Annotated in this window: 18 protein-coding genes and 2 pseudogenes; 14 read left to right on the forward strand and 6 right to left on the reverse strand. The window is 71.8% G+C overall.

Annotation, left to right across the window (positions count from 1 at the left end; translation table 11 throughout):
• Positions 1–2 precede the first annotated feature (2 nt).
• Positions 3–674 carry a GDSL-type esterase/lipase family protein gene (locus FB557_RS12630; protein WP_246074777.1) on the forward strand — a complete coding sequence of 224 codons (672 nt, stop codon included), beginning with the start codon at positions 3–5 and terminating at the stop codon, positions 672–674.
• 254 nt (positions 675–928) lie between these two features.
• Here the strand turns inward: FB557_RS12630 and FB557_RS12635 are convergent, their stop codons facing one another.
• From FB557_RS12635 to rfbB, 4 genes are all read right to left on the reverse strand, one after another.
• Positions 929–1,879, reverse strand: a complete 951-nt coding sequence (locus tag FB557_RS12635; RefSeq protein ID WP_144857965.1) for a hypothetical protein — start codon at positions 1,877–1,879, stop codon at positions 929–931.
• 276 nt (positions 1,880–2,155) lie between these two features.
• A complete protein-coding gene (locus FB557_RS12640; protein WP_144857966.1) occupies positions 2,156–2,740 on the reverse strand; it encodes an arsenate reductase/protein-tyrosine-phosphatase family protein in 585 nt (194 codons plus the stop codon).
• 63 nt (positions 2,741–2,803) lie between these two features.
• Entirely contained in the window at positions 2,804–4,195 is a 1,392-nt protein-coding gene (locus tag FB557_RS12645) for a sugar nucleotide-binding protein (RefSeq protein WP_144857967.1), read from the reverse strand.
• Entirely contained in the window at positions 4,195–5,190 is a 996-nt protein-coding gene (gene rfbB / locus FB557_RS12650; RefSeq protein WP_144857968.1) for a dTDP-glucose 4,6-dehydratase, read from the reverse strand. Before rfbB ends, FB557_RS12645 begins: the two co-directional genes overlap by 1 nt.
• Positions 5,191–5,213: 23 nt before the next feature.
• Between rfbB and rfbA the strand changes: the two genes are divergently transcribed.
• From rfbA to FB557_RS14635, 11 genes and pseudogenes are all read left to right on the forward strand, one after another.
• Positions 5,214–6,074 (forward strand): glucose-1-phosphate thymidylyltransferase RfbA, encoded by an 861-nt coding sequence (rfbA, locus tag FB557_RS12655; protein WP_144857969.1) that lies wholly within the window; start codon positions 5,214–5,216, stop codon positions 6,072–6,074.
• 173 nt (positions 6,075–6,247) lie between these two features.
• Positions 6,248–7,410 (forward strand): annotated as a pseudogene (locus FB557_RS12660) (nucleotide sugar dehydrogenase).
• Positions 7,411–7,675: 265 nt separating this feature from the next.
• A complete protein-coding gene (locus FB557_RS12665) occupies positions 7,676–8,305 on the forward strand; it encodes an inositol monophosphatase family protein (RefSeq protein WP_144857970.1) in 630 nt (209 codons plus the stop codon).
• A gap of 295 nt (positions 8,306–8,600) precedes the next feature.
• Complete coding sequence (locus FB557_RS12670) at positions 8,601–9,539, forward strand: hypothetical protein (protein ID WP_144857971.1); 939 nt, start codon at positions 8,601–8,603, stop codon at positions 9,537–9,539.
• Positions 9,536–10,747 (forward strand): GNAT family N-acetyltransferase, encoded by a 1,212-nt coding sequence (locus FB557_RS12675; protein ID WP_144857972.1) that lies wholly within the window; start codon positions 9,536–9,538, stop codon positions 10,745–10,747. Before FB557_RS12670 ends, FB557_RS12675 begins: the two co-directional genes overlap by 4 nt.
• Before the next feature lie 84 nt (positions 10,748–10,831).
• On the forward strand, positions 10,832–12,253 hold the full coding sequence (locus FB557_RS12680; protein ID WP_144857973.1) for an exopolysaccharide biosynthesis polyprenyl glycosylphosphotransferase: 1,422 nt from the start codon (positions 10,832–10,834) through the stop codon (positions 12,251–12,253).
• Between the two features lies 1 nt (position 12,254).
• Positions 12,255–14,372 carry a glycosyltransferase gene (locus FB557_RS12685; protein WP_144857974.1) on the forward strand — a complete coding sequence of 706 codons (2,118 nt, stop codon included), beginning with the start codon at positions 12,255–12,257 and terminating at the stop codon, positions 14,370–14,372.
• Positions 14,369–15,808 (forward strand): lipopolysaccharide biosynthesis protein, encoded by a 1,440-nt coding sequence (locus FB557_RS12690; protein ID WP_144857975.1) that lies wholly within the window; start codon positions 14,369–14,371, stop codon positions 15,806–15,808. The genes FB557_RS12685 and FB557_RS12690 overlap by 4 nt, the downstream gene beginning before the upstream one ends.
• On the forward strand, positions 15,805–17,742 hold the full coding sequence (locus tag FB557_RS12695) for an O-antigen ligase family protein (RefSeq protein WP_144857976.1): 1,938 nt from the start codon (positions 15,805–15,807) through the stop codon (positions 17,740–17,742). The genes FB557_RS12690 and FB557_RS12695 overlap by 4 nt, the downstream gene beginning before the upstream one ends.
• Positions 17,739–18,506, forward strand: a complete 768-nt coding sequence (locus FB557_RS12700) for a polysaccharide deacetylase family protein (RefSeq protein WP_144857977.1) — start codon at positions 17,739–17,741, stop codon at positions 18,504–18,506. The genes FB557_RS12695 and FB557_RS12700 overlap by 4 nt, the downstream gene beginning before the upstream one ends.
• A gap of 71 nt (positions 18,507–18,577) precedes the next feature.
• Positions 18,578–19,336: pseudogene (locus FB557_RS14635) on the forward strand (glycosyltransferase); the annotation flags it as partial.
• Between the two features lie 182 nt (positions 19,337–19,518).
• Here the strand turns inward: FB557_RS14635 and FB557_RS14640 are convergent.
• Positions 19,519–20,679 carry an NAD(P)-dependent malic enzyme gene (locus tag FB557_RS14640; protein ID WP_246074779.1) on the reverse strand — a complete coding sequence of 387 codons (1,161 nt, stop codon included), beginning with the start codon at positions 20,677–20,679 and terminating at the stop codon, positions 19,519–19,521.
• A gap of 65 nt (positions 20,680–20,744) precedes the next feature.
• On the opposite strand from FB557_RS14640, the gene FB557_RS12715 reads away from it, so the two are divergent.
• Together FB557_RS12715 and sodN are read left to right on the forward strand one after the other, a co-directional pair.
• On the forward strand, positions 20,745–21,098 hold the full coding sequence (locus FB557_RS12715; protein ID WP_211356571.1) for a S24/S26 family peptidase: 354 nt from the start codon (positions 20,745–20,747) through the stop codon (positions 21,096–21,098).
• 59 nt (positions 21,099–21,157) lie between these two features.
• Entirely contained in the window at positions 21,158–21,559 is a 402-nt protein-coding gene (gene sodN / locus FB557_RS12720) for a superoxide dismutase, Ni (RefSeq protein WP_144857980.1), read from the forward strand.
• A 43-nt stretch (positions 21,560–21,602) separates the two neighbouring features.
• Here sodN and FB557_RS12725 read toward each other — a convergent pair.
• Positions 21,603–22,952, reverse strand: a 1,350-nt coding sequence (locus tag FB557_RS12725) for an HD-GYP domain-containing protein (RefSeq protein WP_211356572.1), incomplete at its 5' end; no start/stop codon positions are given.

Genomic DNA, 22,952 nt, shown 5'->3' on the forward strand with positions numbered 1-22,952 from the left:
CCATGATCATGCACCCCACCACTGACGCCACCGGTCACGAATTCGCCCCGAGCGCCGGGTACGCCACCGCCCACGGCGACGACGACGGGGTCCGCCGGATCTCGGTGGTCTTCATCGGCGACGCGCTCGTCGCGGGTAACGGCGACCCCAAGGCGCAGGGCTGGGTGGGTCGGGTCATGGGCCGCACCAGCGTCGAGGGCGCGTACCTGACCCACTACAACCTCGGGGTGGCTCGGCAGACCTCCGGCGAGGTCGCCCAGCGCTGGGAGGCCGAGGCGCCGCTGCGGTGGCGCGGTGCGAGCGACCGGCGACTCGTCGTGTCGATGGGGCGCGACGACATCGACGGCGCGGTCTCGCTGGCCCGGCACCGGCTCAACCTGGCAAACATCCTCGACGAGTGCTCCAGCCAGGGCGTCGGGACCTTCGTCGTCGGTCCGGCCCCGACGGGCAACCCCGAGGCCGACGACCAGCTGCGTCAGATCACCGAGGCGCAGAAGGACGTGTGCGAGCGGCGCGGGGTGCACTTCGTCGACGTCTTCACCCCGCTCGCCGGTCACGAGCAGTGGGACAGCGACATCGCCTCGAGCATCGACGGCACCAACCCGGGGCAGGCCGGCTACGGCCTCATCGCTTGGCTGGTGCTGCACCACGGCTGGTCCGACTGGATCGCCTGACCCGCCTCCCCCTTCGCCCCACGCCTCTCCCCTCTCGCTCCTCCCCTCTCGCCCCCTCCCCTCTCGCCCCCTCCCCTCCCGCCGATTCGAGGTAGATCTGTCCCGCCCAGCCGGGCGCATCTACCTCTAATCGCCGACCCGGGGTGCGACTCGAGGTAGGACTGTCCCGCCCAGCCGGGCGCATCTACCTCTAATCGCCGACCCGGGGTGCGACTCGAGGTACGACTGTCCCGCCCAGCCGGGCGCATCTACCTCTAATCAGCGAAGGGGGTCGCCGCCTGCGGCCGTAGCGGCGGCAGGGCGAGACCACGGGCCAGCTGGTCGAAGAAGGCGTCGGCCTCGACCCGGAGCCCCACGACATTGATGCGCAGCACCCGGTCCTCCCCGAGGACAAGCTCGTTCGCTCGGAGGTAGTCCTCCGTCGTCTTCAGGCCCCAGAGGTGGCCCGCACCGTCGATCTCTACGACGACCCCGTTCGCCTCGTAGTAGCCGTCGAGGTACGCGTGACCGTTGGGCAAGGTCCGGAGCACCTGCCTGGTCGGGGCGGGGATGCCCCTGGCCCGGCACTGCGCGGTGAAGTCCAGCTCACCCAGCGAGTGAGCGCCATCAGCGATATCGCCCACCAGCGCCTTGATCAGGGCCCGCCGGGTCCGACCTCGCACGACCCGCTGAGCCTCGACCAGCTGCGCGCCGGTCACGATCCGCTGCTGAACGGCCATCGCGAGGATCGTCGCGGCTGACCGGTCAGTCACGGCCCAGTGCGCCGCCCGGATCGCTGCGACCGCCGGACGGGTGCGAGGCAGTCCGGAGCTCGTCTGCTCGTCGTCGACCCGCCGGGCGACCTTGTGCACCTTGACTCCCTCCGCGCTGAGGTAGTCGTGGCGGTGCAGGAGCGAGACGTGGACGACATCGTCGCGCCAGCCGGTGAGGCCAGCCGCCTGAAGCGCCGACACGCCATCGACGAGCGCCACCCCTTCGCCGGTCTCCCAGACAGCACGCCATCGCTGCGCCAGGTCGGTGAGCGGCGCGTCCCGCAGGTGGATCGTCTGGCGGCCGGCGACGCTCCACCGCCTCTGGCGCACCTGGCGAGCGGTCATCTTGCGGTCGATGCCCTTGCCACGCAGCCACACTCGGCTCACGGCGAGGTCGGTGTCCGCCGCCTGCTCGCACAGCCACGCGTGCATCTGTACCGGTGAGCGCTTCATGGCTCGACGATGCAGCGCAGCAGCTACGCCTCGCAGCACCCCGAGCGCTGGCGTGGATAGCCGTGCTCGCACCTGCGGGGTTGTGCAGGACTCTTCGTGCTCGCCCCACCCCATCGGCGATTGGAGGTAGAAACGCCCGGCTGGGTGGAACAGATCTACCTCGAATCAGCAACCGGGGGCGGCGAGTGGAGGTAGAAGCGCCCGGCTGGGTGGGACAGACCTACCTCGAATCGGCGAGAGGGGGCGGGGAGCGACCGGGGGCGGGGGGCGAAGGGGTCAGAAGCGGGCTTCGAGACCGACGATCGTCTCGACGGCCTCGTCGACCTCCCGGGCCATCGTGTCGAAGTGGTCCTGACTGCGACGGTAGGGGTCGGCTACGTCGTCGGCACCCTCGTCGACGCGGTGCCGGCCACGCTCGCGGGCCAGCTCGGCGGGGATCCGCGCCCACCGCTCATCGGGCCCGTCGCACCCCTCCAGCCGCTCGGTCCAGGGCTGGGTCTGCTCGGCCGCGTCGATCAGGCGCGCGATCTCCTTGAGCGTGAAGCACCGCTTGAGCAGCCGCGGGGCGTAGCTGAGCACGGCCCGGCGGTGCTCGACGGTCATCGCGAGCACGAGGTCGACGTCGTCGAGCATCCGCTCGCTGATCTGCCGCGCAGCGAAGTCGGCGTGCTCGATTCCCTTGAACTCCAGGTGCACGACACTGCCGGGGTCAACGGGGTGGTCGACGAGCGCACCGACACCGGCGCTGGACACCTCGAACGCCCCCGGGCGTACCTGCTCGAGCCGGTGCCCGAGCAGCAGGTGGGCGTAGGGCGAGCGGCAGATGTTGCCGGTGCAGACGGTGAGGATGCGCACGCTCATGTGCCCATCCTCGCGGCCCACGCCGCCCCGAGCCAAGCAGGCCGGCGCGTGGCGGTCGGCACGTCAGTCCCGCAGGTAGGCGGCGAGCGCCTCACGCTGATCGCGCGCCTGCCACCCGGTCGCCTCGAGACGCTCCAGCGACAGCGTGCTGCGGGCGGGCCGAGGCGAGACGGGTGTCGACGCCCCAGCCGTGTACTCCGCGGTCGACACCCCGGTCACGTCGTCGGCCGAGCGACCGCTCGCCACGAAGACCTCGCGGGCGATGTCGGCCCAGCTCATCGGCTCACCTGAGCAGGTGCACCCGTACACGCCGTACGGCGCGCCGACGTTGAGCAGGTGCGCGACCGCGCCGGCGAGGTCGTCGGCGAAGCTCAGCCGCCCCACCTGGTCGTCGACGACGCGGGGGGACACCCCTTCGCGCGCCAGCCGGGCCATCGTCGAGACGAAGTTGCCCCCCTCCCCGATCACCCAGGACGTGCGCAGCACGTAGTGCCGCGGGGCGACGGTGACCGCGAGGTCGCCGGCGGCCTTGGACTGGCCGTACACACCGAGGGGGGCCACCCCTTCGCCCTCGTCGTGCACCTCGGCGGTGCCGTCGAAGACGTAGTCGGAGGAGAAGTGCACCAGGGTCAGGTCGTGCTCGACCGCGAGCGCGGCGAGCGCGGCGGGACCGGTGGCGTTGGCCGCCCACGCCTCGCGCCGGCCCTGCGGGGTCTCGGCGGCGTCGACGGCGGTCATGGCGGCGGCGTTGATCACGACGTCGACGGAGGACCAGTCGTACTCGGCCAGCGCCTGCGGCGAGGTGAGGTCGAGCTCGGCGCGGGTGACCCCCTTCGCTCCCGGGAGGGCGCGCAGCAGCACCTGCCCGACCTGACCACCGGCCCCCAGGACGACGATCGAAGGGGGGTCGGCGGCGAAGGGGGTGACCTCACCGAGCCGCGGGTTGGCCTGGTCCTTGGCGGAGATCTCGGCCTCGGTGAGCGGGATCGGCCAGTCGATGGCGGCGTCCGGATCGTCGAGGGCGAGTGCGGGGTAGGTGATGCCGGGGCGCCAGTGGTCGTTGACGAGGTAGGTGTAGGCGGTGCCGTCCTCGAGCGCCTGGTAGCTGTTGCCGACGCCGCGGGGGACGAAGACGGCGGTGTCGGGGCCGATCTCGACGCTCACCGTCGCCCCGAAGGTCTCGCCCTTGCGGAGGTCGACCCACGCGCCGAAGACCGAGCCGGTGGCGACGGTGACGAGCTTGTCCCACGGCTCGGCGTGGATGCCGCGGGTGGCGCCGCGCGAGGCGTTGTAGGAGATGTTGCTCTGCACGGGACCGAAGTCGGGCAGCCCGAGCGCGGTCATCTTCTCGCGCTGCCAGGCTTCCTTGAACCAGCCGCGGGCGTCGCCGTGCACGGGGAGGGCGAGCACGAGCAGCCCGGGGATGGCGGTGGTGCGGGCGGCGAGCTCGGCCATCACTGCCCCTTCGCCGCGTAGGTAGCCTCGGTGCTCTCCTTGGCCGGGCGCCACCACGACTCGTGCTCGCGGTACCAGTCGATGGTGCGCTCCAGCCCGGCCTCGAAGTCGGCGAACCGGGGCTGCCAGCCGAGCTCGGTGCGCAGCCGGGTCGAGTCGATCGCGTAGCGCAGGTCGTGCCCGGCCCGGTCGGTGACGTGGTCGAAGTCGTCCTCGTCGCGGCCGAGCAGGCGCAGGATCGCGCGGATCACCTCGAGGTTGTTCTTCTCGCCGTCGGCACCGATCAGGTAGGTCTGGCCGATCTCCCCCTTCGTGAGAATGGTCCGTACGGCGCTGGAGTGGTCGTCGGCGTGGATCCAGTCGCGCACGTTCTGCCCCGCGCCGTAGAGCTTGGGGCGGGTGCCGCTGAGCACGTTGGTGATCTGGCGGGGGATGAACTTCTCGACGTGCTGCCACGGGCCGTAGTTGTTGGAGCAGTTCGACAGCGTCGCGGGGATGCCGAAGGATCGCACCCACGCGCGCACGAGGTGGTCGCTGCCGGCCTTGGACGCGGAGTAGGGGCTGGAGGGGTTGTAGGGGGTGGACTCGGTGAAGCGGGCCGGGTCGTCGAGCTCGAGGTCGCCGTAGACCTCGTCGGTCGAGACGTGGTGCAGCCGGGTGCCGTGGGCGCGGACCGCCTCGAGGATGGTGAAGGTGCCGACGAGGTTGGTCTGGACGAAGGGGGACGGGTCGGCCAGGGAGTTGTCGTTGTGCGACTCGGCGGCGTAGTGCACGACCGCGTCGTGCTCGGCGACGAGCCGGTCGACGAGGGCGGCGTCGCAGATGTCGCCGACGACCAGCTCGACCCGCTCCCCCAGCCCGTCGAGCGACTCGCCACTGGCGGCGTAGGTCATCTTGTCCAGGACCGTCACGTGCGCGTCGGTGTGCTCGATCACGTGGTGGACGAAGTTGCTGCCGATGAAGCCGGCACCGCCGGTGACGAGGAGTCGCTCCATGTCGCTCACCCTATGGTGGTGCCATGCGCGGCATCATCCTCGCCGGGGGGACCGGATCTCGTCTGCACCCGATCACCCGGGGCATCAGCAAGCAGCTGGTCCCGGTCTACGACAAGCCGATGATCTACTACCCGCTCTCGACGCTCATGCTGGCCGGCATCCGTGAGGTGCTGGTCATCACCACCCCGCACGAGGCCGAGGCCTTCCGTCGGCTCCTCGGGGACGGCTCGCAGCTCGGGGTCGAGATCAGCTACGCGGTGCAGCCGTCGCCGGACGGGCTGGCGCAGGCCTTCACGATCGGGGCCGAACACGTGGCGGGCGGGCCGGCGGCCCTGGTGCTCGGCGACAACATCTTCTACGGCCCGGGGCTGGGCACCCAGCTGCGCCGGCACTCCAAGATCGAGGGGGCGGCGATCTTCGGCTACCGGGTGGCCGACCCGACCGCCTACGGCGTGGTCGAGATCGACGGCGAAGGAAGGGCCGTCAGCCTCGAGGAGAAGCCGGCCCACCCGCGCAGCGACCTGGCGGTGCCGGGGTTGTACTTCTACGACGAGTCGGTGGTGGAGCGGGCTGCCGGGCTGCGCCCGAGCGGCCGGGGCGAGCTGGAGATCACCGACCTGAACCGGACCTACATGGAGGAGGGCCGGCTGCGGGTCGAGGTGCTGCCCCGCGGCACGGCCTGGCTCGACACCGGCACCTTCGACTCCCTCGCGGACGCGACGGCCTACGTGCGCACGATCGAGGGGCGGCAGGGGCTGAAGATCGGCGCCCCGGAGGAGGTCGCCTGGCGGGCGGGCTGGCTCAGCGACGCCGAGCTGGCCGAGCGTGCCGAACCGCTGCGCAAGAGCGGGTACGGCGACTACCTGCTGGGGCTGCTGAACTAGTTCTATCCACCCAAGTTAATAGACACCACCCAGCCTGCTACAGGGCCACGAGCCCCACATCAGAGCCCGTCACGCGAAGAGTCGAAGAGCCCATATAGGAGCCGGGTCGCCTCAATAGACTTAACCCCGCCAGCACCCGCGGGCCCTGGCCGCTGATCGGAATGGGGTGACGTGTGGATGACACTGTTGCGGTCCTTGGCCTCGGCTACGTCGGACTCCCCCTTACCCGAGAGGCCACCCGCGCCGGTCTGACGGTCGTCGGCTACGACGTCGACCAGGGCGTCGTCGACGCTCTCAACTCCGGCACCTCGCACGTCGACGACCTCTCAACGCCGACATCGTCGAGATGGTCAAGGCGGCCCCGACCTGGGCCCGATCAACGCCGCAACCGCTACCATCGCCGAGCACCTCGCTGCTGGCCAGACCGTCATCCTCGAGTCGACGACCTATCCCGGCACCACCGACGAGGTCGTTCGTCCCGCTCTCGAGGCGGGCGGGCTGAAGGCCGGCACCGACTTCCATCTCGCCTTCTCCCCCGAGCGGATCGACCCGGGCAACGAGCGGTTCGGAGCGAACAACACCCCCAAGGTCGTCGGCGGCCACAAGCCGGCCTGCGTCGACGCCGCCGCCTTCTACGGCCGCTTCGTCGACACCGTCGTCCGCGCCAAGGGCACCCGCGAGGCCGAGACGGCCAAGCTGCTCGAGAACACCTACCGCCACATCAAGATCGCCCTGGTCAACGAGATTGCCCGCTTCTGCCACGACCTCGACATCGACCTCTGGGACGTCATCGACGCCGCCAAGCCCAAGCCCTTCGGCTTCCAGGCCTTCTACCCAGGGGCCCGGCGTCGGCGGGCACTGCATCCCGATCGACCCCAACTACCTCTCGCACAACGTGCGCACCCGACTCGGCTACCCCTTCCGCTTCGTCGAGCTCGCGCAGGAGATCAACGCCACCATGCCGGCATACGTCGTGCAGCGCGCGCAGAACCTGCTCAACGAGGACAGCAAGGCCCTCCGCGGCAGCACCGTGCTACTCAGGGGTGACGTACAAGCCCGACATCGCCGACCAGCGCGAGTCCCCCGCGGTGCCGCGGCCCAGCAGCTCATCGCGAAGGGGGCGAAGGTCCAGTTCCACGACGACAAGGTCGAGAGCTGGCACGCCGTCCCTGACGCCGAGAAGGTCGACGACGGCGAGGCCGCGGTCGCCGCGGCGGACCTCGCCATCCTCGTGCAGAACCACAAGACCTACGACCTCGACGCGATAGCCGCTGCGGCCCAGCGGATGCTCGACACCCGTGGGGTGGCAAGCGGCGAGCGGGTCCGGAGGCTGTAGCGACCCCTTCGAGTCTCGTCGCAGAGCTCCGCCCATGCAGAACGTGGGACCCCAGCACCTCAGGGATCGTCTCGTGAAGCACCTCAGGGAATCGTCTCCGGGCCAGGCGCCCGCACGGGATCATCGGCACTGCCCTGCTGCTGCTCGGCCCGATCCTCTGGGGCGGGGTGCGTCGCGCCCTCGGCCTGCCTGCCTTCTCCGCACCCACCGACGACGACCTCCTCGCCGCGGGCCGACGTCACCCCCCTTCGCCGAGAGGACCCGCATGAGCCACGACGCCGCCGCCCGTCTCGCCCGAGAGGCCGGTGAGGCGCTGCTGCAGGTCCGCCGCGACAACGCCGACCTCGCGGCGTCGGACCCCAAGGCCCTCAAGGACCTCGGGGACGCGACCTCCCAGGCGCTGCTCGCCCGGCTGCTCGCCGAGCACTTCCCGGGCGACGCCGTGCTCTCCGGAGAAGCCGCGGACTCCTCGGCCCGGCTGAGCGCCGAGCGGGTCTGGATCATCGACCCCCTTGACGGCACCCGCGAGTTCAGCGAGGCCGGCCGGCCCGACTGGGCCGTGCACGTGGCCCTCTGGGCGAAGGGGGACCTCCTCGCCGACCGGCTCGGCGCCACCCTCATGCCGATGGGTTCGGCCGGGGTCAAGGCGATGTCCGTCGTCGACGGCGAGGCCGACGCCTACGTGCACGCCGGAGGGCAGTACGAGTGGGACTCCGCCGCCCCCGTCGCCGTCGCCCGAGCCCACGGCCTACACACCAGCCGCGTCGACGGCGCCCCGCTGGAGTACAACCGGCCCGACCCGTGGCTGCCCGACCTGCTCGTCTGCCGGCCAGAGGTCGCCGAAGAGATCCTCGATGCGATCCGCGCCAGCTCACCCTCGGTCGAGCAGACCTGAGCCTCGCCTGCCGCGCCGACAGGCGTTGATCTAGGACGCATTTGGCCATTTCGGTTGACGACCATATGGCCCGGGTGGAACATGAAGAGGCAACAAGGACCGCGATGGGCCTGACCATCGCACGGGGTGCCTCGACGGGGCCGTTGACCGGTTAACGAGGATCGTCAGGTATCGGCAGTATCGGTGGATGAGGGGCCGAGGCCGGGCCTGGTGCGGGGACGCACGTACGACCGCAGCTGCGGTGGGGATGAAGAAGAACCGGTTCGAGGGGAGCCGGGTGGGGCACGCCGATGGCGTGAGCAGAAAGAACGAGGGGAAGCAGTTGGGGACCATCGAGTGGGGATTCGACGACATCTCGGACTGGGGACGAGGTCCGCACCGGGCGCGGCACAGGCTGCACGAGCATCCGGCCTTCCAGCCCGGCGCGCTGGCGGACCTGCTGGACCGGGTGCCCCGCGACATCGTGCACCCGTACACGATGGGCAGCGACCCGGCCCGCACCGACCAGTGGAGACGGGGGGAGGTGACACATCTCTCCGGGGCTCAGCTGCTGGAGGTCGTCGAGCGTGGCCGGCTGTGGCTCAACATCGTCGACGTGGGGACGCACGACCCCACGATCGCCGACCTCACCCGGGGCCTCTACGCCGAGATCACCGACCTCGCGCCCGGCTTCGCGCCGACCTCGGTGAAGGCGACCCTGCTCATCGCCTCACCCACGGCGCAGGTCTACTACCACGCCGACAACCAGCCCAACGCGCTGTGGCACCTGCGTGGCTCCAAGCGGCTCTTCGTGTACCCGAAGGGGCAGCGCTTCATCACCGACGAGCAGCTCGAGCGCATCGTGGCCGGCGTCGCCGACGAGCAGCTGCCCTACCGGCCCGAGCTCGACCAGCACGCCACCGTCATGGACCTCGAGCCGGGCGACGTGGCCTGGTGGCCGCAGAACTCACCGCACCGCGTGGTCAACCTCGCCGGGCTCAACGTCTCGTTGTCCACAGAGCACCGCACGGCAGCCTCGACTCGACGCGAGCGGATCACCGCGAGCAACCACGCCCTCCGGCGAGGGATGCCCGCGCTGCCACCCTCCAGCACCGACCGCGGTCTGGCCACCAGCGGCAAGATCGCCCTCGGCCGGGTGCTACGCCGGGCCATCCGCCGGACCGGTGCTCCAGGTCCGCCTCCCACTTTCGAGATCGACCCGTCGTGCGACGGCGGAGTGCGGCTCACCTCATGACCACCGCCGCCCCCGTACGCCCGGACCCGGGCCACACCATCAGTCAGCGCACCCATGCTGCGCTGACACATCGAGCGACCCCGTTGTCCGCTGTCGTCGAGGACATCACCGACCTCCACGACGAGCTGAGCGTGCCACTGACCGCGCACGCCCGGTGGCTCCTCGCACGCGCCCAGGCCACCCGCCAGCCGTGCACCGCTGTCGTCGTCGACGACGTCCTGAGCGGGCGCGTACGCGCAGCCGCGCTGCTCACGAGGAGCCACCGCCCCTTCGTCCCCGTCGCCGAGATCCGTCTCGTCGGGCACGGCACGAGCGACGAGCTGTGCCTCGCAGCCGCGAGCGGGGACGCCGCCGAGGCGTTGGCCGACGGCATCGTCGACCTGCTCGACCGCGAACGCCTCTGGCATCTCCACCTCGAGCAGCTCCCGGCCGGAGACCCCGTGCTCCGCGCCCTGTCCGCCCGTCTGCCCCACACGCGGGTCACCGCCGGCGACGCGCTGCCTCGCACCGCCTGGCCGGCCCCGCGCCCGGAGCGGGGATGGGCCGCGCGCAAGATCCGCAACCAGGTGCGTCGCGCCGAGCGCGCCGCCGACGAGTCCGGCCTGCCCTGGTCGATCGACGTCATCGACGACCGCGACAGCGTGCTCGCCGCGCTCCCGGAGACTCTCGAGGTCAGGCGAGCCCGCGAGCTCGACCTCTCCCGGGTCGACGGTCTCGCAAGCGCCGACCGAGCAGGCGCCCACGTTGCCGCCATCTCCTCCGTCGCCGAGCACGGGCAGGTCGAGCTGTGGCGTCTACGCCACGCCGGTGAGCTGGTCGCCTATCTCGTCGCCGGGCACGACCACGGCTGGATCCGGCTGCTCGACAGCCGCATCCGACCGGGCAGCGAGGCGATCTCGCCCGGCCTGATCCTGCACGGACGGGCACAGGTCACCTGGTATGCCGACACCAAGATCGTCGGGGTCGACTTCGGCCGTGGCGCCTCCACCTTCAAGCACAAGTGGTGCCAGGCCGAGCACGAGACATCAACGCTGCATGCCTGGTCGCACCAATGGCTGGAGACCGTCGGGTCGGCCGCCACCAGCGCAGATCTCCGCGCCCGCGACGCACTGCGCTCCGCACGCGAGTCCTCCCCCATCTTCGCCCGCGCGGTCCGCGCGGTCCGACGCGCACAAACCGCCTCGGCCTCTCGCCCAGGCCACCGCTAGCAGCTGCGTCGGCGGTGAGGGACACACCGGCAGCGCAGCCACACATCGCACAGCTCGAGCACGACGTCTTGGGGGACCACCACGATGCACCGACTCACCAGTCACGCAAGAGGCAGACCCGCGAGCCCTCTCGCCGTCTCCGACGGGGCAACCCGTCCGGTCAGGCAGCCGGCTCACCACCGCAGCCGGAGCGCCCTGCTGCTGCTCCTCGCCGACCTGTGGCTGCCCCTGCTCGTCGCCGCTCTCGACCCGGACCGCGCATCCATCCTGCTCGCGGTCGCCGCGGGTCTAGCTCTCGCTCACCACTCCGCCGGCCTGTACCGCCGGCGATTCGTCGAGGACGTCCTCGATGACCTCCCGCAGATGATCCTCGGCGTCCTGGCCAGCCTCGGCCTGGGTGCCCTCGTGGTGATTGTCACCCACGAGCCCCTCACGTCCTACCCCGTGCTCCTGGGCCCCGGCCTGCTCGTGTCCTCGCTCGTGGGACGTCAGACCGTCTACTGGCATCGCCGGCGGCGGCGGCGCGCCTCGGACGGCAGCCAGCGCCTGCTCATCGTCGGAGACGGCGACGGCGGCGTCTCGCTCGCGCGCGCCCTCCTGTACCACTGCGGGCCGGACATCGTGCCGGTCGGGATCGTCGGCAGCGCCGGGTCCGAGATGCACGACGCCTCGCCCCTGCCGGTCCTCGGCGGGCACGACGACCTGCTCGAGGTCATCACGAGTCAAGAGGTCACCATGGCGATCCTGTCCTCGACGTCCTTGACCGAGTGGCGCCTGACCGACACCGTGAGCCGGCTCGGCCCGCGATCCGTCGACCTGTACACGGTGCCGGTGGGGTACAGCCTGTGGCGCCACCCCAGCGGGGTCACCGACAGCATCGCGGGGGTCCCGATCATCGCGCTCAACCTCGGTGGGGTCTGCGGGCACACCGCCCGGGTCAAGCGGGCCGTCGACGTCGTCGTCTCCGCGCTCGCCCTGGTGCTGCTCTCCCCGCTCCTGCTGGCCATTGCCATCGCGGTACGGATGGAGACCGGGCCCGGCGTCATCTTCCGCCAGGAGCGCATCGGTCGCGGCGGGCACCCCTTCACCCTCTACAAGTTCACGTCCCTGATCCCGGCTGACGACGAGGAGGCGGCGACCCGGTGGACCGTGGCCGGAGATCACGACGCGGTCGGCCCGGTCGGGCGCTTCATCAGGGCCACCTCGCTCGACGAGCTGCCCCAGCTGGTCAACATCCTGCGCGGAGAGATGAGCCTGGTCGGCCCCCGACCCGAGCGCCCCTACTTCGTCGAGCAGTACCGCGCCGTCTACCCCACCTACGACAGCCGGCATCGCGCGCCCGCCGGCCTGACCGGCCACGCCGCGGTCAACGGGCTGCGGGGCGACACCTCGATCGAGGAGCGAGCCCGCTTCGACAACCGCTACATCGACACGTGGTCGCTGTGGGGCGACGCCAAGATCCTGCTACGCACCGTCGGCTGCGTCGTGCGACGGCGAGGTGGCTGAGATGACTCACGCACTCACCGCCTTGCGGGTCTGCGTCGTGCTGCCCTCGGGCACCCGAGGTGGGGCTGAGGTCTGGCAGGAGAGGGTCGCGGCTACCAGCCGCCGGCTCGAGCTCGACATCGTCACCCTCGCCGAGGGCGCGGCCGCTCAGGCCTGGCGTGACCTCGGCACCCCGGTGACCGTGCTGAGCACCGGCCGGCGGGCGAAGGGGGCGGCCAGCACCATCGTGCGTCTGGCCGGCCACCTGCGCAGAAGCCGCCCGGACCTCGTCCTCGGCCACGGGGTCAAGGCCGGAGCCATCGCCGCCCTCGCCGGGCACCTCTCGGGCACCCGTCCGGCGTGGATGCGCCACGACGACTCCTTCGCCGGACGACCGGTGCAGGTCCTCGACGCCCTCACCGACGGGCGCATCCGGGCCGTCGAGCGACTGCTCACCGGGCACGTGCCGGAGACCGTCGCCGTCCCCGACAGCGTCCACGACCCGATCGGGCGGGCGCAGGCCTGCGCCGACCTCGACCTGCCCACGACGAAGGGGGTCCGGCGGGTCGTCATGGCCACCCGCCTTGTCCCGTACAAGGGCGTCGACGACGCCATCCGTGGGCTGACCTATGCCTCAGGGTGGGAGCTGCACGTCTACGGGCTGCCCGATGGTGCCCACCCCGACGAGGACGAGCGTCTGCGCGGCCTGGCGGCAGACCTGGGCCTCACCGACCGGGTGCACCTGCACGGCCCGGTCGAGGACATCGGGCGCCGTCTCTCCGCCTTCGACGCGGTAGCCGTCCTCACCCGCGACGACCCTGACTCCTACGTCAGCGGCGAGGCGTACGGCACATCGGCGCACGAGGGGATGCGCGGCGGTGTACCGATCCTCAGCACGCCGCCGCTGGACCGGCACCTCGGGGCGGCCGCCCTCTCGGTCCCCGCCGGCGACCCCCGGGGCGTCGCCGACGCCCTGCACCGGCTCGAGGACCAGACCGTCCACCGCGAGCTGAGCGACGCCGCCCTCGATCACGAGCAGAGCGCCCACGCAGGGCACAGCACCGCCGCACTGGAGCGGCACCTCGCCGAGACCGCCCGACGACCCGGCGCGGGACTGAGCGGCACCACCAGGATCTCGGTCGTCACGACCGTGCTGAACGAGGCCGACGGGCTCGACACCCTGCTGACCCGGCTGCGTGAGCAGCTCGGACCCGGCGACGAGATCGTCGTCGTCGACGGCGGCTCGCGCGACGGCACCCAGGCCGTCGCCCGACGTCACCACGACGCCGACCCCAGGGTCCGGCTCCTCGAGGCCCCCGGCGCGGGCATCTCGCAGGGCCGCAACATCGGCATCGCAGCCGCCCAGCAGGACCTCGTCGCGTGCACCGACGTCGGTTGCCACCCCCAGCCGGGTTGGCTCGACGCCTTCCGCGCGGCCGCCGCAGACCGCCCCGATGCGGGTCTGCTCACCGGCGTCTACACGGTCACCTCGTCCTCCCCACTCCAGCGGGCGCTCGCGGTGAGCGGATACCCCTTCGTCGACGAGGTCACCCACCCGACCCCGCTCACCCGCCTGCACGGCCGGTTCTTCGGGCGGTCCTTCGACGCGACCATGCCCACCGGACGCTCTGTCGCGATGACCCGGCAGGCCTGGCGCGACGCGGGCGGGTTCCCCGAGCATCTCGCGACCGGTGAGGACGTCACCTTCGGCCGTGCGGTGGCCCGCACCCATCCCGCCACCCTCGTCAGCGACGCCCTCGTCACCTGGGAGCAGCGGCCCACCTTACGCAGCACCCTGCGGATGTACTACCGCTACGGACTCGGGTCGGGACACTCCCAGGATCCCCTCTTGCTGCGGCGTGACGCTCTGCGTGCCCTGGCCTACCCCGTGGGCCTGGCCCTGCTGGTGCGCGGCGGGCCCCTCGGCAGGACGGCCGCGCTCGCCGGCGCCGCCGCCTACCTCGCGGTCCCGATCCGGCGCGCGGTGGATGGTCCCGACGCCGCCGCCGTCACCATGCTCGTGCCCGCCGTCGCCGCCCTGCGGGACATGGCGAAGGTCGCCGGCGCCGCCCGCGGCCTCATCGACGGCACCCCGGCCGCCCCCGACACCACCGCTCCACTGATGTCGGAGTCAGGGTGACGACCACAGACGCGCGCCAGATGACCCGCGCCGGACTGACCCTCGGCGTCGGCGAGATCATCGGCAAGCTCGCGACCCTGGTGATGCTCGGGGTCCTGGCTCGCGTTCTCGGCGTCGCCGACTTCGGCGTCTTCTCCCTCGGGCTCGGGTTGGGGGTGCTGCTCGGGGCGGTCGCCACCCTGGGCATGGACCAGCGGCTGGTCCAGCTCGCCGGCCAAGAGCCCGAGAGCCTCTCGGCACGCTTGTCCTCCCTGCTCGCGCTGCGTCTGACGCTGGCTCTCGCCGTGATCGCCGGCGCGGCCGTCGTGCTGCCCCAGGTCCTCAGCGACTGGCGGGAAGCGCTCGTCGCGATCATCCTCGTGGTCGCCGGGAGCACGGACAGCATCATCGAGGCCTTCCGCTCCGCCGCCAGCTCACGCCACCACCAGTCCGGCCCTGCGGTCGTCCTCGTCATCCAACGCTGCCTCGCCCTGGTCCTCGTCCTGACGGCGCTGCACCTGGACGGCGGCATGGTGGGGGCCGCCGGCGCCTATCTCCTCGCGGCAGCGGTCGGTGCCCTGCTCATGGCCGTGACTGCCTACCGCGGAGCGGACATACTCCCCAGACCGAGGCTGGTCAGCCGTGCTCACGTCCGCGACTTCACCGCCGCCATCCGGGTCACCGGTCTGAACGAGCTGACCGCGATGGCCCTCTTCCGCGTCGACGTCCTGCTCATCGCCTGGCTGGCCGGCACCGTCGCGGTCGGTCACTACACCGCCGCCTACCGCCTGCTCGAGACAGTCCTCTTCATCAGCTGGTCGGTGACCCGAGTCATCCTGCCCGCACTCGCTGACAGCTCCCCCGCGTCGCCGGACCGCTCACGGACGATGACCGGTGCCCTCGTCATCGTCATCGCTGCCTACCTGCCCTACGGCGCGGTACTCCTCGTCCGGGGAGACGAGATCCTCGGACTCCTCTTCGGCGCCCCCTTCGCCGACCCGACGATCATCGGCTGGCTGGCCCTGGCTCCCCTGCTCTTCGCGATCGCGCAGATCTACACCAGCGCGCTGCTCGCCGTTCGGCCCGACCCGGCTGTGCTCGCCGCCAGCGTGGCAGCCCTCGTGGTCGACATCGGCCTGGGCCTGCTGCTCATCCCGCGCTGGGGAGCTCCCGCAGCCGCCGCCGCGACCACGCTGTCGTATGCCGTGCAGGCCGTTGTGGTGGTCCGCGCGCTGGGTGGTGTCGTTGCTGCAGCCGCGCTGATCCGCAGCGTGCTCGTCTGTCTCGCGGCGACTCTCCTCGCCCTGCTCACCATGCTGCTGCCGCTGCCGCTGCTGCCTGCCCTCGTCCTCGCTGGCGTGGTCTACACGGTGATCTGGTGGACCGCCACCACCCGCTGGGACCGCCCCACCCACCAGCTCGTGCGCACCGTCACACGACGGGGGGTCCCCGGATGAACCTGCTGACCCGCCCCATCCAGGCTCCACCCGCGCCGGCCGCGGACCGGCAGCCGCTGCTGCCCGGGCTCACCGCCGCCGCCCTCGTCGTCCTGGTGCTCATCTCACCCTGGCTACCCGGGTGGATCCCGCTCCTGAGCGCCGTCGTCGCCGTGCTCTGGGGGTTCCTCACCCTCACCCGGTGGCACATGGCGCTCCCGGTGCCGCTGCTCGTGGCGGCCGGTATCCCGCTCGTCCAGGTGCTCTCGCTGCCGTTCGCCCTGGACCCGCAGCGCTCCCTCGTCCTCATCGTGGTCAGCCTCCTCGGCTGGACCACAGCCGCCGCGATCGTGGCCGTCGGTCCACGGCGCGCCCGGTGGGTGCTCACGGCCGCGAGCGCGAGCCTGGCCCTGGTCAGCGTGCAGTCCCTCACCGGGCTCGGGGACCTGACCAGCCACTCCGGCGGCTCGGTGGTCAGCGGACGTCTGCAGGGCACCTTCGCCCAGCCCAACGAGCTCGGCGCCTACGCCGTACTCCTGCTGCCGGCCGTCATCGCAGCCGCGAGCCTGACCCGCCGCGTGAGCACCTCCCTCGTCCTGTGGCTGACGACCCTGCCCGCCTTCGCCGCCCTCGCGCTCAGCCTCTCTCGCGGGTCCTGGTTGGCAACCCTGGCCGCCCTGCTCATCCTGGCCCTGCTCCTGCCCCGAGCGGGCGCCGTTCTCACCCTCCTGGCGACCGCCGGGGGCGTCGCCCTGGTCGGTGCAGCGACCCACGCCCCTGCCGGCACGGCAGGGGTGCTCCTCGACCGGATCGGCTCGCTGGACGACCCGGGCGCCTCGCCGGACGACCACCGGCCGTTCATCTGGGACCTCACCCTGCGGGTCGCCAGGGAGCACCCGGTCCTCGGTGTCGGCCCGGGCGGGATCGAGACCGCCGCGATCGGCGCCGACTCGCCGATGTCGATCGAGCCACCCTTGCACGCACACAATCTGCCCCTCACCGTGCTCGCTGAGAACGGCGTGGTCGGCCTAGCCGTCGCACTCGCCCTCGGCGTCGTCCTGTGCGTGTCTCTGCAGCGCTGCGTGCGCTCCCGCGAGCTGGGGTGGGCCGACGTCGGCGCCCTGACGGGGCTCTGCGGCGCCGCCGTGCACGGACTGATCGACATGCCCTGGCGCAACCCCACCCTGACCCTGACCGCCTGGGTGCTCTTCGGGGTGCTCGCGGCGGGATGGCTGAGCACCCACCCGGGCCGCTCCCCCCTTCGCGCCCCACCTCATCCCGACGTATCCACCCGTCCCTCCGAGAGAAGCGCCATGAGCCTGACCGAACCCACCGAGCGACGCAGCGCCGAGACCGCGAAGAAGGAACCCGTGAGAGAACCAGTCACTCCAGACAGCTCCCGCCAAGCCGACCCCCGACCACGCCGAACGTGGGTGCGCCGACCGGTGCTGCCGGCGGCCTTCGCGGTCCTCGCCACCGCAGCGTTGATCCTGCTGGTGAGCCTGCTGCCGACCCTGCAGGAGGCGAGCGCCGTGGTGGGGCTGCGCAGCGAGACCGGCGAGTCCGGCCAGGTGATCGGATCCGACGAGATGCGGCTCATCACCCAGCAGTACTCCGTGGCGCTCTCCTCCGACGTCACCGTCGACCGCGCTGTCGACGAGCTCGGCCTCGGGGCCGACGCGAGCGCTGACGCCGACGTCGATCCCGACACCACGACCGTGCGGATCGTCGCCCGGGCCGACAGCGCGGAGGAGGCGACCCATCTGGCCGACCAGCTCGTCACCACGGCCGCGGACCGAGCCGACGAGGATCCCCAGGTCTCCCTGGTCCGGCTCTCCGAGCCCAGCGCCGAGCACGCGGAACCGACCGTGTCCAAGCCGCTGCTGCTTGGCGCAGGACTCGTGGTCATCGTGGTCCTCACCATCGCTCTGGAGACGGCCCGGAGACGGTGGTGAGCGCAGCACCGGTGGTCCTGATGTACCACGGGCTCGGCACCGTGCCGGCTCATCAGGACCCCGACAACCTCTTCGTCCCAGTGGACACCTTCGCCCGGCAGGTGGACCGGCTCCTTCAGCGGGGCTACCACGTGCTGGGCGAGAGGGAGTTCATCGCCTGGCTCGACGGGGCACCCACCCCGTCGCGGTCGGCGCTCCTGACCTTCGACGACGGGCTGGTCTCCGTGCTGGAGGACGCAGCTCCCCTGCTCGCCGAGCGCGGGCTGCCCTCGATCGCCTACGTCTCCCCCGGTCTGGCCGGCGCCGGACCCGGCCCGGACGACCCCCCGGAGCGACGCCTCCTGGACGACTCCGGCATGGCGGCGCTGGCGGACGCCGGAGTCACCCTGGGTTGCCACAGCTGGGTCCACGACTCCATGCCGGGCATGACCCGGAGCGAGCTGGCCCGCGCCACCCAGGACGCCGGCGAGGCCATCGGCGCCATCACCGGGCAGGCCCCGCGGACCTTCGCCTACCCCTTCGGCCACCACGACGCCGCCGCGCGAGCAGCCGTGAGCGAGTCAGGGTACGACTGCGGCTTCGCCACGTACGACGGTGACGGCCGCTTCGCCCTGCCGCGGGTCGACATCAACGCCACCGACACCCCACGCACCTTCGACCTCAAGCTGCGCCGGGTCTACCCCACGGTGCGACGAGCGCTCTCCCGCCTCCCCGCGGCACGCAGGACGCTCCACCGGCTCGTGGGCGAGGCGGACCGGCGGTGACCCAGAGGGTCCTGCACGTCACGGCCTGCTTCAGCACCGGGGTCGCTCGCGCGATCAGCACGATGGTCGAGATGACCCCCGAGCTGGAGCACCACCTGCTGTGGGAGGGCGACAACGACCCCACCGACGTCCCCTTCGCCTCGGCCGAGCGCCTCCCCGCCGGCCTGCCGGCACGGGTGCGCGCGGTCCGGCGGGCGGCGCGGCGCACTCGGTGCGACGTGGTCCATGCACACTCCAGCCGTGCGGGCGTCTACGCCCGGCTCGCCGGCGTGCGGGCCGAGATCGTCTACCAGCCGCACGCGTACAAGCTGCTCGACCCCGCCCTCGTGACGCCCGTGCGCGCGCCGATCCACCTCGTCGAGCGGATCCTCGGGTCCCGCACCGACCAGGTCGTCGTGCTCTCCGGGCAGGAGGAGCAGCTCGCCCGCCGGCTGGCCCCGCAAGCCGCGATCACCTTGTTGCCCAACGTGCCCAGCCTGGCCGATCACGGGCCGCAGCCTCCGTCCGGGCTCGACCGCCAGCGCTCGGTGGTCATGTCCGGACGGGTGACCGCACAGAAGGACCCCGCCTACCTGGCCGACGTCGCCCGCGAGCTGCGTAAGGCGGACCGCACGGTCAGCGTGCGTTGGCTCGGCGGTCCCGACGACCCACAGCTGGCTGATCGTCTCGTCCGGGAGGGTGTGACGGTCACCGGGTGGTTGCCGCCCAAGGAGCTCGCCCGCGAGCTGAGCCAGGCCGGCGTCTACCTGCACACCGCCACCTACGAGGGGTTCCCGCTCAGCGTGCTTGACGCAGCCTGGTGCCGGGCGCCGGTCCTCGTCCGGGACATCCCCGCCTTCGCCGGCACAGCCCTGGCCTCGGTGGGGCCGCCGGCCGAGGCCGCCGCCCGCTCGCTGGCCGTCCTCGACGACCCGGTGCTGCGCCGCAGGGTCTGCGCCGGGAGCGAGTCGCTGCTGACGACGATGAGCAGGGAGGGTCAGCGCCGAGCGCTCGCCCGCATCTACCGCCTGGATCAGCCGGCGTGCGCCGCCACCGCGGCAGCGACCGCCTCGGCGACACCCTCCTGGAAGACCGGGGGGACGATGAGGTCAGGGCGGGGCTCCTCGACGAGGTCGGCGATGGCGCGCGCCGCGGCGAGCTTCATCTCCTCGCTGATCTGCACCCCGCCGGCGTCCAGCGCGCCCCGGAAGATGCCGGGGAAAGCAAGCACGTTGTTGATCTGGTTCGGGTAGTCGCTGCGGCCGGTCGCCACGATCGCGGCGTACTTGTGCGCCAGGTCCGGGTGCACCTCGGGCGTCGGGTTGGCCATGGCGAAGATGAAGCACCCGTCGGCCATCGTGGCCACCTGCTCCTCGGGCACCTGGCCGCCGGACACCCCGACGTAGACGTCGGCGTCGACGAGCGCGTCGGCCAGGGTGCCGCGCAGCCGCCGCGGGTTGGTCGTCGCGGCGAGATCCTGCTTGTGGGCGACGAGGTCGCGCCGGCCCGGCTCGATGATGCCGCGGGAGTCGGTGACGACGATGTCGCGCACCCCGGCGAGCTCAAAGAGCTTGGTCACCGCGACGCCGGCTGCCCCCGCCCCGGCGACGACGACCCGCAGCGAGCTCATCTGCCGGTCGGTGACCCGGCAGGCGTTGATCAGCCCGGCGAGCGCGACGATCGCCGTCCCGTGCTGGTCGTCGTGGAAGACCGGGATGTCGAGGCGCTCCTGCAGCTTGCGCTCGATGTCGAAGCAGCGCGGAGCGGAGATGTCCTCGAGGTTGATCCCGCCGAAGCTCGGTGCCAGCCGCTCGACGGCGTCGACCAGCTCGTCCACCGACCCCGACTCCAGGCAGATCGGGATCGCGTCGACCCCGGCGAAGTGCTTGAAGAGCACCGCCTTGCCCTCCATCACCGGCATCGCGCCCAGCGGGCCGATGTCACCCAGCCCGAGCACCGCCGTGCCGTCGCTGACGACCGCAACAGTGTTGTTGCGGGCGGTGAAGCGCCGGCTCAGCGTCGGGTCCTCGGCGATCGCGAGACACACGTCGGCGACGCCGGGGGTGTAGAGCAGGGAGAGGTCGTCCTTGTCGCGCAGCGGCTTGGTGGCGCGTACCTCGACCTTGCCGCCCTCGTGGGCCCGGAACGCAGGGCCGTCGAGGTCGAAGGAGGACTGCTGCTCGGGCTCGCTCACGCCCGCGATCATGTCACAGCGGCCCCCGCCGGTCGTGGGCGTCCGCGCAACGAGAGACTGGCGCGGTGCTGCCCTTCTTCCTCGTCCGGGTCACCGGCCCCTCGATGCAGCCGACCCTGCGCGAAGGGGACATCCTCCTCGTGCGGCGGGTGGGCCCTTCGAGGCTCGAAGGGGGTCACGTCGTGATCGTCGATCTGCCGCCGGACCCTGCGGGCCGGCCCCGGCCGCGCTCGGTCAAGCGGCTCACCGGACCCGACCCGGACGACCCGGCCCGGTGGTGGATCGACAGCGACAACCCGCGCGAAGGGGTGACCTCCTTCGACCCCTCCGTCGGGTCCCTCCCCCACGACGCGGTGCACGGCCGCGCCCTCCTGCGAATCCGTTGCACGGGGCGCAAACTCGGGCTCTCCCGGCTGTAGCTCACCCCCCTTCGCCTACTAAGTTGGGCAGTGACCGATCCGCTAGAGGAAGGAACCACATGCGTATCCGCGACCTCATCCGCATCCCCGCCGTCAGCGCCCACTGCGACCTGCCGTGCGGTGTCTACGACCCGGCCCAGGCCCGCATCGAGGCCGAGTCGATCAAGGGCATCATCGCCAAGGTCAAGGACAACGACGACCCCGACTTCCGCACCCGCGCGGTGCTCATCAAGGAGCAGCGCTCCCAGCTCGTCAAGGAGCACCTCTGGATCCTGTGGACGGACTACTTCAAGCCGCCGCACTTCGAGAAGTACCCCGAGCTGCACACCCTGGTCAACGAGGCCACCAAGCTCGCCGGCACCGCCGGCACCAAGGGTGAGTTCGACGAGGCCAAGGCCGACGAGCTGCTCGCGAAGATCGACGAGATCGACAAGATCTTCAAGGAGACCAAGCAGGGCTGACCTGCGAGCGCACGGCGCGAAGGGGTGGTGACCGCGATGTCGGTCACCACCCCTTCGTCGTCGGCTGGCGCACGAGGCGCTCGAGGATCTCGACCACCTCGGGGTCGTACTCGTAGCCGAGGCCGAGGTGCAGGCGCTCGAGGGCAAGGTCGATGATCCGATCGCTCGTCGCACCCTCGGTCAGGTCGTCGTAGGCGCTGACGACGTGGATGACCCGCGACGCCAGCGGGATCTCCTCGCCCAGCTCGTGGCTGCGCCGGTACGGAGTGTGCACCGCCGCTACCTCCTCGGCCGCGTCCGGGCTGGCGACTGCGGCGATCCGCCTCCCCGACGCCGCCATCGCCGCCACCTGCGGCTCCGAGGCATGCAAGGTCATCCCGTGCTCGAGCGGCACCGGCAGGCCGAGCTGACCGACGTCGTGGAGCATCGCCACCTGCTCCACCACCTCGGCGTCGGCGCCGCTCACCCCCATCTCCAGCGCCACCCGCAGCGAGAGATCGGCCACCCGCACCGAGTGGTCAGGCCGCCCCTGTGCCGCGACCTGGGGCAGCCGGGCGAGCAGCTGCAGCGTCTGCCGGCGGGTGCGCTGCACGCCGAAGTACCGGCGCAGGGTCACGAGCACCACCGCGACCGGGAGCAGGTAGAGCGGGAGAGCGGCGAGCCCCACCTCGGGGAAGCTCAGCGCGATGAGCGGCGCCGAGGTGGCCACTGCCAGGCCGATCGCGGAGTCGAGACGCCGCGTCCTGCCGGTCTGCGTCGGCCTGACGTCGGGCGACTCCCAGATCAGGGTGTAGACCCCCCGCTCGACCCCCCACGCGACCGCGCCGACGGCCACCAGGCTCAGCGCCAACGCCCAGAGCGGGCTGTCCGTGGCGAATGTCCATTCGAGAAGGTTGCGCCCCCCGATCGAGACGCCACGGGCGAGGAAGGCGGCGACCACCCCGCCGAAGAAACGCGCCGCGAGCGGGCCGAGGATCACCACCTGCTCCGCCCACCCCGCCTGCCCTGCCAACGCGGTGAGTCCCGCGGCGGCCAGCAGACACAGACCGATCATGCCCACGATCGAGGTCGCCGACGCGAGCTGGTTCCCCTCACCGAGCGCGGGGGTGAGGACGAGGGCGAGGATCGACACCGAGGACAACGGCGCCGACCAACGGGTCAGCGCGTGCACCGGCACGAGCTCGCCAATGACCACCGCAGCACCTGCGGCGACGACGAAGGGGGACCGCAGCGAGTCCGAGGGAGGGTCGAGCACGAGGCAGGCGGCGAGGAGCACGAGCGCGGCGGCCGCTGCGAGGCTCGCCCTCGGGGCACTCGCCCGCCACGGTTCGGCTGTGGAGACGCCCGGGCTCACCGTTCCCACCTCACGCCGGGCTCCCGGCATCGGAGGTGG

The sequence above is a fragment of the Marihabitans asiaticum genome, assembly GCF_007828725.1.
Lineage (GTDB): Bacteria > Actinomycetota > Actinomycetes > Actinomycetales > Dermatophilaceae > Marihabitans > Marihabitans asiaticum.